Source organism: Candidatus Diapherotrites archaeon (genome assembly GCA_040755695.1).
GTDB lineage: Archaea > Iainarchaeota > Iainarchaeia > Iainarchaeales > 1-14-0-10-31-34 > JBFMAK01.
This window is the reverse complement of record JBFMAK010000001.1, coordinates 476534-491870: the sequence shown is the minus strand read 5'-3', so window position 1 is coordinate 491870 and position 15337 is coordinate 476534. Positions and strand designations below refer to the sequence as shown.

At 39.2% G+C, this 15337-nt stretch carries 21 protein-coding genes; 13 read left to right on the top strand and 8 right to left on the bottom strand.

Going from position 1 to position 15337, the window contains the following annotated elements:
• Positions 1–55 precede the first annotated feature (55 nt).
• Positions 56–211, top strand: coding sequence for a type II toxin-antitoxin system HicB family antitoxin (locus AB1467_02890; protein MEW6295219.1), 156 nt, complete (start codon positions 56–58; stop codon positions 209–211).
• Between the two features lie 7 nt (positions 212–218).
• Here AB1467_02890 and AB1467_02885 read toward each other — a convergent pair whose 3' ends face one another.
• Both AB1467_02885 and AB1467_02880 read right to left on the bottom strand, forming a co-directional pair.
• Positions 219–1058, bottom strand: a complete 840-nt coding sequence (locus AB1467_02885; GenBank protein ID MEW6295218.1) for a hypothetical protein — start codon at positions 1056–1058, stop codon at positions 219–221.
• Positions 1059–1091: 33 nt separating this feature from the next.
• Positions 1092–1574 carry an adenylyltransferase/cytidyltransferase family protein gene (locus AB1467_02880; GenBank protein MEW6295217.1) on the bottom strand — a complete coding sequence of 161 codons (483 nt, stop codon included), beginning with the start codon at positions 1572–1574 and terminating at the stop codon, positions 1092–1094.
• A 47-nt stretch (positions 1575–1621) separates the two neighbouring features.
• On the opposite strand from AB1467_02880, the gene AB1467_02875 reads away from it, so the two are divergent.
• Genes AB1467_02875 through AB1467_02865 form a run of 3 tightly spaced genes read left to right on the top strand, consistent with a single transcriptional unit; the run spans position 1622 to position 3756 of the window.
• Entirely contained in the window at positions 1622–2599 is a 978-nt protein-coding gene (locus AB1467_02875) for a tyrosine--tRNA ligase (protein ID MEW6295216.1), read from the top strand.
• 55 nt (positions 2600–2654) lie between these two features.
• Entirely contained in the window at positions 2655–3284 is a 630-nt protein-coding gene (locus AB1467_02870; GenBank protein ID MEW6295215.1) for a hypothetical protein, read from the top strand.
• Between the two features lie 19 nt (positions 3285–3303).
• The gene (locus AB1467_02865; protein MEW6295214.1) at positions 3304–3756 is read left to right on the top strand and encodes an Hsp20/alpha crystallin family protein; all 453 of its coding nucleotides are present in this window, start codon (positions 3304–3306) and stop codon (positions 3754–3756) included.
• A 9-nt stretch (positions 3757–3765) separates the two neighbouring features.
• Here AB1467_02865 and AB1467_02860 read toward each other — a convergent pair whose 3' ends face one another.
• Genes AB1467_02860 through AB1467_02850 form a run of 3 tightly spaced genes read right to left on the bottom strand, consistent with a single transcriptional unit; the run spans position 3766 to position 5015 of the window.
• A complete protein-coding gene (locus AB1467_02860; protein MEW6295213.1) occupies positions 3766–4434 on the bottom strand; it encodes a hypothetical protein in 669 nt (222 codons plus the stop codon).
• A gap of 31 nt (positions 4435–4465) precedes the next feature.
• Positions 4466–4729 (bottom strand): hypothetical protein, encoded by a 264-nt coding sequence (locus tag AB1467_02855; GenBank protein ID MEW6295212.1) that lies wholly within the window; start codon positions 4727–4729, stop codon positions 4466–4468.
• Between the two features lie 16 nt (positions 4730–4745).
• Positions 4746–5015: a hypothetical protein gene (locus AB1467_02850; protein MEW6295211.1), complete on the bottom strand. Its 270-nt coding sequence runs from the start codon at positions 5013–5015 to the stop codon at positions 4746–4748.
• 44 nt (positions 5016–5059) lie between these two features.
• Between AB1467_02850 and cysS the strand changes: the two genes are divergently transcribed.
• From cysS to AB1467_02830, 4 genes are all read left to right on the top strand, one after another.
• Complete coding sequence (gene cysS / locus AB1467_02845; protein ID MEW6295210.1) at positions 5060–6457, top strand: cysteine--tRNA ligase; 1398 nt, start codon at positions 5060–5062, stop codon at positions 6455–6457.
• Positions 6458–6519: 62 nt separating this feature from the next.
• Positions 6520–6762, top strand: coding sequence for a hypothetical protein (locus AB1467_02840; GenBank protein ID MEW6295209.1), 243 nt, complete (start codon positions 6520–6522; stop codon positions 6760–6762).
• A gap of 197 nt (positions 6763–6959) precedes the next feature.
• Positions 6960–7187, top strand: a complete 228-nt coding sequence (locus AB1467_02835; protein ID MEW6295208.1) for a hypothetical protein — start codon at positions 6960–6962, stop codon at positions 7185–7187.
• 141 nt (positions 7188–7328) lie between these two features.
• Entirely contained in the window at positions 7329–9107 is a 1779-nt protein-coding gene (locus tag AB1467_02830) for a cation:proton antiporter (GenBank protein MEW6295207.1), read from the top strand.
• Here AB1467_02830 and AB1467_02825 read toward each other — a convergent pair whose 3' ends face one another.
• Positions 9108–9416 carry an MGMT family protein gene (locus AB1467_02825; protein ID MEW6295206.1) on the bottom strand — a complete coding sequence of 103 codons (309 nt, stop codon included), beginning with the start codon at positions 9414–9416 and terminating at the stop codon, positions 9108–9110.
• A 65-nt stretch (positions 9417–9481) separates the two neighbouring features.
• Between AB1467_02825 and purB the strand changes: the two genes are divergently transcribed.
• Genes purB through purE form a run of 3 tightly spaced genes read left to right on the top strand, consistent with a single transcriptional unit; the run spans position 9482 to position 12400 of the window.
• Positions 9482–10933, top strand: coding sequence for an adenylosuccinate lyase (gene purB, locus AB1467_02820; protein MEW6295205.1), 1452 nt, complete (start codon positions 9482–9484; stop codon positions 10931–10933).
• 19 nt (positions 10934–10952) lie between these two features.
• Entirely contained in the window at positions 10953–11915 is a 963-nt protein-coding gene (locus tag AB1467_02815; protein MEW6295204.1) for a phosphoribosylaminoimidazolesuccinocarboxamide synthase, read from the top strand.
• A 5-nt stretch (positions 11916–11920) separates the two neighbouring features.
• The gene (gene purE / locus AB1467_02810; GenBank protein MEW6295203.1) at positions 11921–12400 is read left to right on the top strand and encodes a 5-(carboxyamino)imidazole ribonucleotide mutase; all 480 of its coding nucleotides are present in this window, start codon (positions 11921–11923) and stop codon (positions 12398–12400) included.
• A gap of 2 nt (positions 12401–12402) precedes the next feature.
• On the opposite strand, the gene rbcL is transcribed toward purE, so the two are convergent.
• Positions 12403–13680 (bottom strand): type III ribulose-bisphosphate carboxylase, encoded by a 1278-nt coding sequence (gene rbcL, locus AB1467_02805; GenBank protein MEW6295202.1) that lies wholly within the window; start codon positions 13678–13680, stop codon positions 12403–12405.
• Between the two features lie 91 nt (positions 13681–13771).
• On the opposite strand from rbcL, the gene AB1467_02800 reads away from it, so the two are divergent.
• Together AB1467_02800 and AB1467_02795 are read left to right on the top strand one after the other, a co-directional pair.
• Positions 13772–14422: an MFS transporter gene (locus tag AB1467_02800; GenBank protein MEW6295201.1), complete on the top strand. Its 651-nt coding sequence runs from the start codon at positions 13772–13774 to the stop codon at positions 14420–14422.
• 46 nt (positions 14423–14468) lie between these two features.
• Positions 14469–15053 carry a cytidylate kinase family protein gene (locus AB1467_02795; protein ID MEW6295200.1) on the top strand — a complete coding sequence of 195 codons (585 nt, stop codon included), beginning with the start codon at positions 14469–14471 and terminating at the stop codon, positions 15051–15053.
• 24 nt (positions 15054–15077) lie between these two features.
• Here AB1467_02795 and AB1467_02790 read toward each other — a convergent pair whose 3' ends face one another.
• Positions 15078–15281 (bottom strand): histone, encoded by a 204-nt coding sequence (locus tag AB1467_02790; GenBank protein ID MEW6295199.1) that lies wholly within the window; start codon positions 15279–15281, stop codon positions 15078–15080.
• Between the last annotated feature and the right edge of the window lie 56 nt (positions 15282–15337).

Here is a 15337-nt window from a genome sequence, read left to right as displayed (position 1 = left end):
TTAATCTTAAATTAACTAATGCTTAATAATTTTTGTGGTTTATATGAAGGAGAAAATGGTTTTTAATGTCATAATTGAGAAGGATGAAGACGGCTTTTTTGTTGCTGATGTGCCGGAGCTTGAAGGCTGCCACACGCAAGCAAAGACCCTTGATGAACTAATCGAAAGAGTAAAAGAAGTAATAGAATTATGCTTGGGAGAAGTGAACTAAGAAGAAATCAGCCTTTCCTGAATCTTTCTGCTAATTCTTCTGCTGCTTTTTTTCCTTGAGGGTGTGATAACAATTTCATTAATTGTTTTGCCCAAGAATAAGCAAATCTTTTGGATACACCGAAGTTCTCTGAAATTATGCCTGCAGTCTCTTGAACATTACTGCAATTCATTATTTTCCTGAAAACAGGCTGGTAATGCATGGTGGCATTATAGAATTTTTCCAGTGGAGTATCGCCCTTAAGCCATTTTATTTTGTCCAGCCCGAATTCTTTCATGAAAACTACAGGACTCTTTTTGCCTGTTTGGACTTTTATTGCTCCGGCAAAAAGGCCTATTTGCGATGAAACCCTGTTGTATTTTTCTAGTTCCTTGAAAGTGCTGCTGTCCAGAACATAATAGAACATTTTTTTTCCATTGAAAACACCTTCCCGTTTAGGCCATTTTTCAATTAATTCTTCAGGGAAGAGCAGTTGATGAAAAAAATAATCTTCCTTGATTGGATGCCTTAACTCAAATTTCCCTGTCTGCTCTACTGCAAAATTAAAGTCCTTGCGCTTTACTGTGGCTTTCAGGTCTTTGAACAGGCGAATGTGAGGCAGCCCAATTTTCTTTTGCCCTCTCTTTTCTTGAATTGCTTCAATATTAAAATAACATAATTTGTTTGGGTTTGATTCATCAACAAAAACAATGTGCTTGACAGTTCCTTTTGGCAGTTTTAGTTCCTTCATTTTCTGGGTTCTAATAAAAGGCACCCTACATCTTTTAATGGATGGGAGAATAAACCTTTTAATGAATTCAGTTGGGGTTTTGTGCTTCATCATTGCAGCCAAAACAGTTTTCGACATGAAATAAGAAAAGGGTCTTTCTGCTTAAAAAAGCTATTGTTTCTTTTTCTGGGCTTCAATTACTTTCTGTTTTATTTTGGTGGACTGCAGTTGCTCTGGATTGAAGGGCTTGATGCGGTACATTTCGACCTGCATTCCAACCTTCTCTAACTCGTTCCTTAATTCTTCTATTGGAGGCTGCTGGTCGTAGCCCAAGCAGATAATGTCAGGCTGCAACTCTCTTACTCTGGCGTAAATGTCTCCCTTGCATCCTAATACTGCCCTGTCAACTACCTTTAATGCATTAATTAATTTCACCCTGTTCAATTCATCCATTACAGGATATCTGCCTTTCACTTTCCTTACTGTTTCGTCCCTTGCAACAATAACGCAGAGTTCATCACCGTACTTTTTTGCTTCTTCGAGGTAATAGAGATGCCCCGGATGAAGGATGTCAAAGGTTCCAAATACAAGGACGCGAGAGGGCTTGTGTATTATCCCTTTCTTTAATTTTTTCTGTTCTGGTTTTGCTGGCATGGTAAACTAATTTAAACACTTAAGGCTTTTTATTTTATGTGGTTTAATTGAACGCACAAGAAAAGTTTGAATTGATTGCAAGGAATTCAGCAGAACTCATTACTGAACCTGAAATAAGGGAATTGACTGAAAAGAAAAAGGATCCAATTGCTTACTGCGGCTATGAGCCTTCAGGCCCAATACACTTAGGGCATTTAGTAACAATAAACAAATTGGTTGATTTGGGAAAAGCAGAATTCAAGGTGAAAGTTCTTCTTGCAGACTATCACGGCTGGCTGAACAGGAAAGGCAACTGGGATTTCGTGGAAAAGCAGGCAAAGATTTGGATGAAAGGATTTCAGGCGTTAGGCCTGAAGGAAGCTGAATTCGTTTTGGGCTCAAGCTTTCAGAGGACAAGAGAATACTTTGATGATTTATTGAAGTTGTCTCTTCACACTACATTGAACAGGGCTTTGAGGTCAATGCAAGAAATTGCAAGGGACATAGAGAACGCGCATGTTTCGCAGGCTGTTTACCCCTTAATGCAGGTGGCAGACATAAAGCACTTGAATGTCGATTTAACAGAAGCAGGATTGGAGCAGAGAAAGATTCACATGCTCGCAAGGGAGATAATGCAGGAAATAGAAGGAAGAAAGCCCTTGTTTGTTCACACGCCATTAATTGATTCATTAAGAGGCCCTGGCAGCAAGATGTCTTCTTCTGTCCCTGAGACAATGATTTCTGTTAATGATTCAGAGCAGGACATAAAGAATAAAATTAACAAGGCTTACTGTGTTGAAGGCGAAGCAAAAGGCAATGCATTGCTTGAGATAGCAGAATTAATTATTTTTCCGAGGAAGAAAAGCCTTGAAATTGAAAGGCCACAAAAGTTTGGGGGAAGAATTTCTTTCTCTGGTTTTTCTGAATTGAAAAGAGAGTTTGAGGAAAAGAAACTGCATCCCCAGGACTTGAAGAATGCTGTTGCAATGGAATTGATTGAAATATTAGAGCCTGCAAGGAAGGCGTTTAAGGGGATTACAGCATAATTTTTTAAATAATGAATTGCCTTAATTTTAAAGGAGAAATAACAGGGGAAAGAAAATGAATATTTTAGGAGTATTTTACAGCCCTAAGAAAACCATAATTGACGCAATGAACAAGCCTTCTTTGGGGTTAAGCGTTGTCCTTGTGCTTGCGCCTGCAGTACTTGCGCTTATTGGAAATTTAGTTTACGGCATGAAAATAGATTTTGTTAATTTTATTCTATTATTGATTTCACTGCTTGTCGTCTGGCTTGCCTTTTCTTTGGTTTTAATGTTTTTAGGTTATGTTTTTGGCGTTAGAGAAAAGAAAAGGCATTTTGCTGGCGTGGCAAGCTCTTTTGCTTTAGTGAAGGTCTTGAGCTCTGCTTTCGTTATCGTCATGATGCTTTTCATTCCATTGACTGTTTCGGGAAAGCTCTTGGATTTAACAAAACAATTGAATCAAGGAGAATTAGGCACAAACGAGTTTGCAGTGCAGTTTGCTGCAGAACTCCAGCAGAACCCCAATTCAATTAATTTACTTCCATTGGTTGTCTTTGCATTGATTGCATTCGCATTATTCATTTTGTCCCTGTACATGTATTATGTCATTGTAAGAGAATTCACTGAATTCACTGGAGGCAAGGCATTCATTGTCTGGCTTATATTGATTGCATTAATGCTTTTCTTCAGCCCAACCTTAATTTAATTTAAGGAGGTGTATAAAAATGAATGAAGTAGACATATGGGATCCATTCAGGAAACTCAAGAAAAGGGAGAGAGGACTAGGATTTTTTGACGAAGACTTTCTTGCTCCAATCAGGATGAAGCTTCCACACGAGCTCATAAGGGCGCCGTTGATTGACATAAAGGACACAGGGCCAAGCCTGAAGATTTCAGCAGAAATTCCAGGCACAGACAAGAAAGGATTAAACATTGATTTAACAGAAAGGCAGCTGACTTTAAGCGCAAAAGCAAAAGCAGAAAGAGAAGAAAAAGAGAAAGGCTATTTCTACAAGGAAAGAAAGTATCAGAGCTTTTACAGGAGCATTCCTTTGCCAGCAGAAGTCATTCCAGAGAAAGCAAAAGCCGAGCTCAGGAACGGAATCCTTGAATTAGATCTCCCCAAAAAATTCCCTTCCCGCAAAGCCGGCAAGACAGTCAAAGTAAAAGTGGAATAACTCCTGAAATTACCAAATATCATCAGTTTTTTTCTCCGTGAATGGAATTACCTTAAACAATTCAAGTATTTTTACATAAGTGTGCTTGTTCCAATCCAAATGAAATTTGAGTCGGTTTTCTGATTGCTTGAGTTTTTGGCTGACTTCATTCACCCACGGAGCAAATTCAAGGACTGGCTTTTCTCCTATATAATGGCCTGGCACTTTTTCCAGCCAATCCAACTTAAAGTCATTTTTTTCGTAATCCACTATTTTTGTTGGCCCCATTGTTGGCAGCCATTTTCCCGGTCGTTTGCTTGATTCTCCACTGCTCTTGTAAAAGAATATTTTTTTGCCGTTAACAAATACTAATGCCAGTGCCCTGGGGTTGTGCCGTGTACCCGCAAAAATGTTTTCAAAAACGTGGCGCAGTATTCTTACTTTGCTTCCGTCGCTGGTTTTAAAGCGAATGGGGTTCGCTTGAACATCTTTCAAGAAAGCTTTTCTTTGATGCCTTTCAAGCATTTTTTGCTTTTCCTGCAGTTTTATTCTTTTTTTCTCTAATTCTCTTTTGCCCTCCCAATCCAAACGCTTTTTGCCTTCTTTTTCATATATGAATCTAGTTAATTCACCATACGAAGAATATTTGCGACCTCTGACCTTTTTGAATTGTCTATAAGAGCGAGGACCAAAACCCATTCACATCACCTTTCTCAATATGACTGATTTTTTATTTTTTCAGGAGGCTTTTGGATACAGTGCGGCGTTTATTTTTATCATACCAAATTACAAGGACGTCTTTTTTTTCGGTTATTATTTTAATTTTGGCAGCCTCCTCTTTAGAAATGCATAGAAGTTTTCTGTAATTATTTAGGAATGACTTCACTTGACCTGGATTTAATCTTTTAATGCGCTCAACATACCTCCACTGGCCTTTTAATTTGCCGTGCACGTTTTTTCTCTTTTTCACTTGGCTGAAAATTTTTGAGGGCATAAGTTTTCCTTTTATTTCATTTTTTCAAATGCGGCTTAGGAAGGAATTGCACGGCATTGTCAACATATTCTATTACAAATTTATTTTCTGTTTCAGTTATTTTTCTGATTCCCGATTTTCTTAATTGTTTTCCGTGATACATTGCAAACATGTGTATTTCCCCTGAATCCAATGGGCGTTCAGGTTTTTTTCTGAAATCCCATTTAGGTTTAGGCTTGTTTCTCAAATCTTTCTGCCGGCCTTTTACCATCCAGTTTGGGGTTTTTGTTCTTTTTCCTTTAGGCATAGCAATTTTATTGTTTTTGGTTGTATAATAATGTAGTGGTGGAATTGCTCAAGTTTTATAATACGCTTTCAAGAAAGAAAGAGGAATTCAAGCCCTTGAAGGCAAAGGAAGTTAGAATGTACACCTGCGGCCCTACTGTATACAATTATCCGCACATAGGGAATTACAGGGCTTACATTTTTGACGACCTGCTGAGAAGATACTTGGAATACAAGGGATTCAAGGTAACGCAGGTAATAAATCTGACTGATGTTGACGACAAGACAATAAAGGGAGCAAAAGAAGAAGGAATATCATTGAATGAATTCACGCAGAAATACAAGAAGGCATTCTTTGAAGACATTCAAACCTTGAACATAGAGAAGGCAGAGCATTACCCTGAAGCAACAAAGCATATTCCTGAAATGGTTGAATTAATAAAAAAATTATTGAAGAAAGGTCTTGCCTACAAGGGCGAAGACGAAAGCATTTATTTCAGCATAAAGAAATTCAAGGACTATGGAAGACTGTCCCACTTCAAAATAAAGAAATTAAAGGAAGGCGCAAGGGTAAGCCAGGACGAGTACGAGAAAGAGGAGGCAAAGGATTTCGCTTTATGGAAGGCATGGAGCGAAGAGGACGGCAATGTATTCTGGGAGGCTGAATTAGGGAAAGGAAGGCCTGGCTGGCACATTGAATGCAGTGCAATGAGCATGAAGTATTTGGGGGAAAGCTTTGACATTCATACGGGCGGAACTGACAACATGTTTCCGCACCACGAGAACGAGATAGCCCAAAGCGAGGGAGCTACAGGCAAAAAGTTTGTGAATTACTGGCTTCATAATTCTCACTTGATCGTAGAAGGAAAAAAGATGTCAAAGTCCTTGGGAAATTTTTACACTTTAAGGGACCTCCTCAAAAAAAATTATGACCCTAAAGCAATCAGATTCCTTCTCATTTCAACCCATTACAGGAATGAATTAAACTTAAGTTTTGAAGGATTGAATTCAGCAAAGAATGTAATAGAAAAGTTCAGGGAGTTCATTGAAAAATTGAAGACTATAAAGCAAAAAAAGGAGAACAAGAAGATTAATGAATTGATTGCAGGAATAGAAAAAGAATTTGAGGACGCAATGGATGATGATTTGAACATTGCTCTTGCTTTAAGCAGGATATTTGACTTCATGAAGGAAGCAAACAGGCTTATGGATTCAAATGAATTGGGAGAGAAGGATGCCAAAAAAGTTCTTGCTTTAATGAATAAGTTTGATAAAGTGCTTGGACTCCTTGGGTTCAGGGAAGAGAAAATAGAAAAAGAAATTGAAGACCTCATAAAAAAGAGAGAGCAGTACAGGAAGGAAAAGAAGTTTGCTGAAGCAGATGCAATCAGAAAAGAACTGCTGGAGAAAGGCATTCAATTGGATGACACCAGAGACGGCGTGAAATGGAAGAGAGTAAAATGAAGCGAATTTTGGGCAAGGTTTTTATAGGAGAAAAGAGTTTTATTAAATGAGGTGATAGGCTAATGAAAAAACCTTTTAAAAAAATAAGAGATAAGAAGAAGATACATAAAATAAGAGAATGGGCTCATGGAATTGGAAGACTTTCTACTAAAGGGACGTGGACACGAGAACGACGCAAATTAAAAAGAGAGGTTAAAGAAAAATTAGAGTCTTTTAGTGTGCCTCCATCCTATCCAGTAATAAAAGGCAAAGCCAAAGATTTATATTTCTCTAAAGGACCAGTAGCAAGAAGAAAGAGAAAATAATTGGGAATATACAGTTGTTGTACAACAAGGAATTCAAGTTAATTCTGCAGGTTTGGTGATTGTCGTAGAGAAATCTTTTTAAGGAGAAACTATTTCTTTAATTAAGTATGAAATTGAATTTGTCTGACGTAATAATTTTGGTTGTGATAATTATTGTGATTATTTTGATTGTTTTCAGTTTAATGAAAGGTGTTTGAATGGTTGACTGGAAGACAATAGTTTTCTGGGTTTTCCTGGTTTTTGCTTTGATTATTCTTGCCTGGCTGGTTTTTGGGCATTCGCCTGAAGCAGAAACACTGGCTGCAGCCCTGCTTGGCTCGCAGGCAATTTTATGGAAGATGGTTTACGATCAAGGGAAAGAGCTTGCTGGAATAAAAAACGAATTAATTCACACAGGAAAAAGTGTCAGCAGGAAAAGAAATTAACAATTCTCTTTTTTTCATTTTCCTCATTTTCTGCATAAAGCTTTTATTCTTTTAATTCGCTATTTTTACTGATTTCAAGCTATGCTTGAAATATTTCAATCCACAGGTTGAAGTGGATTGAAATGAATTTGGGTTGATTGAATGATTGATGTCACGTTTTTTGCCGGGCTGGGTTCTGTTTCCACTTTGGGCATAGTGTACGATGTAGGAATCATTGTTGTTTTTGCCACTATTGCTGCTATAATAACAAAGCTCTTGAAGCAGCCAATGATTCTTGCATACATTATTGCAGGCCTCATAATTGGCCCAATAGGATTTGGAATTATAGGGAACACTGAACCAGTAAGGCTGTTAAGCGAACTAGGCATTGCTTTCCTTCTGTTCACTGTTGGGGTCGAATCAGATTTAAACAAAATGAAGAATATTGGAAGGCTGATATTATTTGGCACAGGCCTTCAAGTTGTATTGATTGTTTTGTTCACTGCAATATTCTCTTATTTGCTAGGATTGGCTTTGCTTACCTCAATTTATTTGGGTTTGATTCTGGCATTCAGTAGTACCACAATTGTGGTGAAAATTCTTTCAGACAACCATCACTTGAACACACTGCACGGAAGGCTCATGATTGGATTCCTTGTAATGCAGGATTTGATTGTAATTTTTGCCTTGCCATTGCTTGCAGGGAGCACTCAATTCTTTTCCTTGGGATTTTTAGGCATGACCCTGCTTAAGGGAGCCTTGCTTGTGTTCCTTGCGTTCATGCTTGGAAGATATGTCTTCTCAAAGCTATTAACTTTCTCCATTAAATCTCAGGAATTAATGTATTTGACTGCAGTGAGCATGTGCTTTCTATTCATTTTTATGTCTTACCTGCTGGATTTCTCTCCTGCTGTCGGGGCATTCCTTGCAGGGCTTTCCCTTTCCTCTCTCTCTTACAACATTGAATTGGCCTCAAAAATCAAGGGCTTGAGAGACTTCTTTGTAACAATATTTTTTGTTTCACTGGGAATGCAGATAATGCCTTTCCTTTCCTCGATGTCTTTGGGTTACGCCTTGCTTCTTGCAGCAGTAATGTTTGTGATTGTGTTAATCTTGAAGCCCTTGATTTTCGTTGGAATTACTGCCCTTGGAGGCTACGGCTTCAGGATTGGGGTTTTAGTTGGATTGGGCTTGGCGCAAGTATCAGAGTTCTCTTTCATTATTGCAAACCAGGGATTAACCCACAATGTCATTTCCCGGGACATTTACTCAATTATTATTATTGTGACTGCAATCACAATGACCATTACCCCTTACCTCATAGATTTCAGCGAAAGAATTTATTTGAGGCTGGCGCGCTATAATAATCCTTTTTTGGAGAACATGTTCTTCAGGAAAAAATTAAGGGAACTGGAGGGAATCCCCGAGACAACAGAGCTTTCAAAGCACATTATTGTAATGGGCTGCGGGGTTACAGGCTCTGGCATTGCCTCTGCATTGAATGACTTGCATTCTGTTATTGTAGTAGACCACGACCCTGAAGTTGTATTCGAGCAGATAGGGAAAGGACTCAAAGCAATTTACGGGAACATCGAGAATGACGAGCTCTGGGAGAAAGTGAACTTAAGGAATGCCTCCCTGCTTATAATTACAATTCCTGAAATTGAAAGGTCTTTATTCCTTTCAAAGAAGGCACGCAACCTTAATTCAAACATTACAATTTTCTCTCGCGCCAAATCAAAGGAAGCCGCATTGAAATTATACGAGGCAGGCGCAGACTATGTTATCCTGCCTGACATCATTGGAAGCAATGTCTTCATAAGGAACATAATGCACTTCCTTGAGACAGGTAAAACCTTGGACATCCAAAACTACAAGGAAGAATTCATTCAATACTTAAAAGACGAAACAGAAAAAGAGGAAAAAAAATTCAGGCTTTAATCAGAATTTGAACAATTTCTCTTCAAAATTCACAATCCTTCCTTTTCTTATTTTGAGGCCTTCGCTTTCCAGCAATTCTCTCTTTTTTTTAATTCCTTGCGCGAAGCCTCCTATTTTGCCGTTGCTTTGCACTACCCTGTGGCAGGGTACTTTCGGGGCAAAGGGATTCTTGTTGCAGGCATTCCCTACTGCGCGCACTGCTTTGGGTTTTCCTATTGCTTTTGCAATTTCCTTGTAAGTTGAAATTCTGCCTTTCGGGATTTCCTTCATTTTCTCCCAGGCTTTCTGGCTGAAATTCACTTTATTCATTTAAAAAAATTGCTTTGTATTGATTTTTAAATTGTTTTCTTAAAGTATTTTTTCTGGTGGGGCAATTGGCTGAAGAGGCATCCTTTGGTTTTGATTCTTATTTGAGTGTCTTTACCTGGCGTTACGGCAGCAGGGAAATGAAAACTATTTTTTCAGAGATTGAGTACAGGAAGCTTTGGAGGAAGATCTGGGTTGCTTTAGCTAAAGCGCAAATGAATGCAGGGCTTGTGAGCAGGGAGGAATTGAATGAATTGGAGGCAAACAAGGAGAAAATTGATCTTCAGAGAAGCCATGAAATAGAGAAAGAGATAAGGCATGACTTAATGGCTGAAGTGAAGGCTTTTGCTGAGCAGTGCCCTAATGGAGGGAAAAAAATCCATTTAGGGGCAACCTCAATGGACATTGAAGACAACGCAGATGTAATAAGGATGAAGGAAGCACTGCAGTTAATTAAAGCAAAGCTTGTCAATTGCCTGAACTTGCTGGACAAAAAGATTTTGGAGCATAAAGGAAGGCCTTGCATTGCTTTCACGCACTTGCAGTCAGCAGAGCCTAGTACAGTAGGATACAGGCTGTGCAATTACGCCCAAGAACTATTAATGGATTTAGAGCAATTAGAATTCGCAGAAGAAAATTTGAAGGGGAAAGGATTGAAGGGCGCAGTAGGCACTTATGCTTCTTACACCAAACTGCTTGAGGGAAAGAATTTGAATGCAATAGAATTAGAGAGAGAGGTAATGAAGGAATTGGAATTGAATTACTTTTATGTGAGCACTCAAACCTATCCGAGAAAAGAAGATTTCATTGTATTGAATGTTCTTTCTTCAATTGCCCAGTCACTGCATAAATTCGCTTTGGATTTTCGTGTCCTGCAGTCAACGCCTTTCAGTGAATGGAATGAACCATTCAAGGAAAAGCAGGTTGGAAGCAGTGCAATGCCTTTCAAGAGAAACCCAATGAATTCAGAGAGGATATGCTCTCTCACAAGGTTTGTTTCCTCTATGCCTAAGATTGCGTGGGACAATGCAGCCAATTCTGTTTTGGAGAGGACATTGGATGATTCAGCCAACAGGCGAATTATAATTGCAGAGGCATTCCTTGCATTGGACGAAGCCTTGATTATTGCAGGGAAAGTGATTGAGGGAATGAAGGTGAACGAAAAGCAGGTTGAAAATAATTTATTGAATTATGGAGTATTTGCCGGAACAGAGGCAGTGTTAATGGAATTGGTTGAAAAAGGCTTGGGCAGGCAGGAAAGCCATGAAATAATAAGAGAGCATTCAATTAATGCCTGGAATGCAGTAACAGAAGGCAAAAGCAATCCCTTGAAGGAGCTTCTTGCAAAGGATGCAAGAATAAAAGAAAAAATTTCTGGGGAAAGGATTGAAGAACTGTTAGATGCAGGAAAGCATTTGGGCTTGGCAGAAGAAAAATGCATTGAATTCTCAAAAAAATTAGAAAAGAAATTAAATCCATACAAGGAATTGATTGTAAGAAAAGAGGAAGCAGTTTTCTGAAATATTTGAGGTGAAAAAAATGGGTTCTGTAAAGGATTTGAGCGTAATAAAAAAGCCTTCAGAAAAAGAAATGGGTTTAGGTGTATTCAGTTTCACAGACGATTACTCTGTGTTCGATTACGGCAAAATGCCTGACGTAATTCCATTCAAGGGAGAAGCATTATGCAGGATGGCTGCATTCAATTTCGAGGAATTAGAGAAAAGGGGTGTGAAAAGCCATTACAGGAAACTGCTAAAAGGAAATGAAATGGAAGTGAATTTAGTTCAAGTTTTAAGGCCGCAGAAGAATGAGCTGAAAGACTCAAGTTCAAACTATTTGGTTCCATTAGAAATAATTTTTAGGAACTCTCTTCCGGAAGGAAGCAGTGTATTCAAGAGAATTGCAAAAGGTGAACTGAATTTCAAGGACTTAGGCTTGAAGGAAATGCCTAAGCCAGGAGAGAAACTAGAGAAGCCATTGCTTGACGTGAGCACTAAACTGGAGGAGACAGACAGGTATCTGTCATGGAGTGAAGCGCAAAGCCTTGCAAGATTGAAGGAAAAGGAATTGAATGAATTGAAAGAAAAAACTTTTCTGATTAATGGCTTTCTCACAGAGAAAGCAGAAGAAATTGGCTTGGAGCACGCTGACGGAAAAGTAGAATTTGCTCTCTCTCCAAAAAGGGAATTAATGCTTGTGGACGTTGTTGGAACACTGGACGAAAACAGAATGCTTTTCAATGGAATGCACATAAGCAAGCAGGTTCTAAGAGATTATTATCTGAAGACTGAATGGTACAAGAAAATAGAGGAAGCAAAAGCAAAAAGGCTGCCTAAAGAAGAATGGCCTGCTCCTCAAAGGCTGTCGAAAGAATTGGTTGAGATTGTCTCCAATATGTACAAGTCTGTTACTGAAGAATGGTGCAATAAAAAATTCTGGGAAGAAACCCCAAGCATAGGGGAAGCAGTTGAAGAATACAAGCAGTTCTTGGATGGAAGGTGATGTGATTGAATGAATTTGTTGCAATTCTGATGGGCTCGAAAAGCGATTTAGAGCACGCAAAAAAGATTGCTGAAACATTGGAGAAGTTTGGAATTGAATTCTGCTACAGGATTGCTTCAGCGCACAAGACAACAGAGCACCTTCTTAAGGCAGTAAAGGAACTGGATTTAAAGCACTCTAACCTAATTTACATTGCTGTTGCAGGCAGGAGCAATGCATTATGCGGCGTCTTGGACGGGAACACGCAAAACCCAGTCATCACCTGCCCTCCTTATTCAGAGAAGTTCGGCGGAATGGATTTGCTTTCTTCTTTGAGGATGCCTTCAGGGATTTCCTGCACTACAATGATTGAAGCTGAAGGTGCAGCTCTTGCAGCAGTGAAAATTTTCTCTCTTCAGAATCCTGAATTGAAAAAGAAAATTTTGGATTACCAGAAAAAGAACGCAGAGCAGATAATGAAAGATGATGAAGAAATTAGGAAATGAAATTAGTCCTTCCATTTCTCTAATGCTTCTCTTAATTCTTTGTGGGTTTTGGCATACTCGTGCAATTGAATTCCTGCTATAGTGGCTTCCACTGACTGCCTCATGGCTTTTGCTCCTGCTATCGTGCCTTTTGGATGACCATGAATTCCGCCCCCTGCCTGAATTACAATGTCTCTTCCCATTGCTTGAATTAGAGCAGGAATTTTGCCGGGGTGCAGGCCTCCTGAGCAGACAGCAAACACTGGCTTTATATTAAACCAGTTCTCTGCAAGCAAATGGCTTTCCTCTTTTTCTGTGATAATTTGCTGCTCTATTTCCTCTCCAATCAATTTCACTTCCTCTTTCTCGCCTGTCATTTTCCCGACAATTGCCCCGACATGCAGTTGGTCCAATCCAATCAGCCTGCAGAGCTTTGCAATTACAAGCATTGAAATGCCATGCTTTGGGTTTCGAGTGAAAGCAGCGTGCATTGCCCTGTGCCCGTGCAATACTAATTTTAATTCTGCATCGCGCAAGGATTGCAGTGAACTGAAGCCCAAGGTGATTAAGTCAACCATTGCGTATTCTCCGCCTGCCTCCTTAATGAATTTGCCTCTTTTCAGCATTTCATTGCATTCAGCTGTAATGTTGGGCATGTAAATCTTCTTTTCTCCTGTTTCCTCCTGGACTTTGTCCCTCATCTTCAAGGTTTCTTGCACTCTTTTCTGGAAGTTATTGAAAGGCATTGAGGTCAGGTTCTCGTCGTCTTTCACTATGTCTATGCCTCCAAGCCATGCATTGTATGCGACTTTTGCATGCTCTTTTTCGTTCAACCCCAGTTTAGGCTTTATTATTGTTCCAATCAAAGGCCTTTTCTCTATTCTCATTAATTTTCTTATTCCTTGCACTCCGAATTCTGGCCCTTTGAATGCTTTAATGTAAGCTTCGGGGAATTCAATATCCTGCAGGCGCAGATTATTCACTATGCTCATTCCAAAGACATTTCCTGCAACAGAACTCAAGAGCTGGGGGATATTTCCTAATTCAAATAATTCCAGGGGATAGGCAATTTTTGCTGTGCCTTCTTTTTCGTTTAAGTAAAAAATTCTTGCCTTCAATCTTTCCCGGGTTTCTTTTTTGAGTGTTGCAATATCAGTCCAGGTTCCAATGCTTGACTCTGATGCAATCGCCTGGGCTGCTTCAGCAAAAGCGCAGTTGTTTGGTTCAAGGAAGAACCCTGCAATTAAATCGTTTTTGTTGGGCTTGTAATTCAATTCAATGAATCCTGAATAGGCAGGCATTTTTTGTTTCACCTAAAGCTATAAATAATGGAATGCCTTAAAATAATTAGCGTTTGAGAAAAATTAATTATTAATAATTGAGTGAGAAATTTTGAAGAAAACCCTTTTTTTCCTGCTTGTAATAGAGGCAATATTTGCTTTTGCTGTCGGGCTTCTTACTCCAATCTATGCCTTGTATGTTGAAAACATTGGAGGAAAACTAATTGATGCAGGGATTGCGTGGAGTATTGCAGCATTTGTTCACGCGAGCCTCCAGTACCCTGCAGGCCTTCTTGCAGACAGGTTCTCAAAAAAATCCTTTATGTTAATCCTGATTTTCGGCAATGCAATAATTTACTACAGCCTAATATTCATTAATTCTGTTGGGCAGCTCTTTATTGCAGAATTTTTTATTGGAATGTTCACTGCAATTGGAACCCCAGCATATGACGGCCTTTTCAGCAAAAGCTTGGAGCCGCAAAAGGAAAGCCAGCAGTGGGGCTTATGGAATACAGCTTACGGTTACGCTACGGCGGCTTCGGCTTTAATTGGAGGAATAATTGTAACCTTCTTTTCATTCCAAGGATTATTTGCCATAACCGCAAGCCTTGCATTCCTGTCTGGAATAATTGTATTAATTTTTATTAAAGAAGACGATTTAGGAGAAATAATAATGGTAAGATCTGTTAGAAGGCTTTTCAGGCAAAAGCATTTACCTCAAAGGATAACGACATTTGAAAGGGAAAGGAGGTCTAAACCATGATTTCAATTCAAATAGAATTGAAATATTTCAAAATGGAGGTTTTGAAATGACTGTGATAATTGTTTCAGGCTTCAGCGGCTCAGGGAAGTCTGAATTAGTTGAGGCAATAGCAAAAAAATTCAATTTGAAGTGCGTGCACTCTTCAGGGCTTTTAAGGAAATTAAAGGAAGACCATAAATTGGATTTAAGTGAAGAGCCGTCAGAAAAAAATATTGGGTGGTGGGAGAGCAGGGAAGGAAAAGAATACTTCAAGCAAAGGCTCAAGAACAGCAAGTTCGACAAAATCCTTGACGGGCAACTGCTCAAAATAATTTCAAGAGGGAAGGTTGCAATGGATTCCTGGACTATGGGCTACTTAAGCAGGAAAGGATTCAAGATCTGGCTTAAGGTTGATGACAAAGAGAGAGCCAAAAGGATTGCAGTGAGAGACAATCTTCCGTTCAAGGAAGTATTGAAGAGGATCAAGCACAAAGAGTTCGCAACAAAGAAAATCTACAAGAAGATTTACGGCTTCACTGCAGGCGAAGACCTGAAGCCATTCAATCTGGTCATTGACACAACCCATTTGGCCCAGGAAGAAACACACGAAATAATTTTAGGATACCTGGAAAAAATAATTGGAAAAATCTGAAAATTGAATTAAAGAATTAAAAAATCATTTTCTTGCTGCGAGCTTGATGTCCTCTGCTGTTACTGTTTTCCTTTTCGCGTGCCTGGCGTACTCTGCTGACTGCCTTGAAATCTTCTCTCCCTCCAGTTCAAGGAGTTCCCCTAAGGCCTTTGCTGCGTCGTTACTCACCCTAAGGCCGGAGCCTTTCCTTATGATTCTTTCAATTGCAGACAAGGATAATTCGCTCATATTCAACCAAACAAGAATAATGTTCTTTCACCTATAAAAAACTTTCGGCAAAGCAG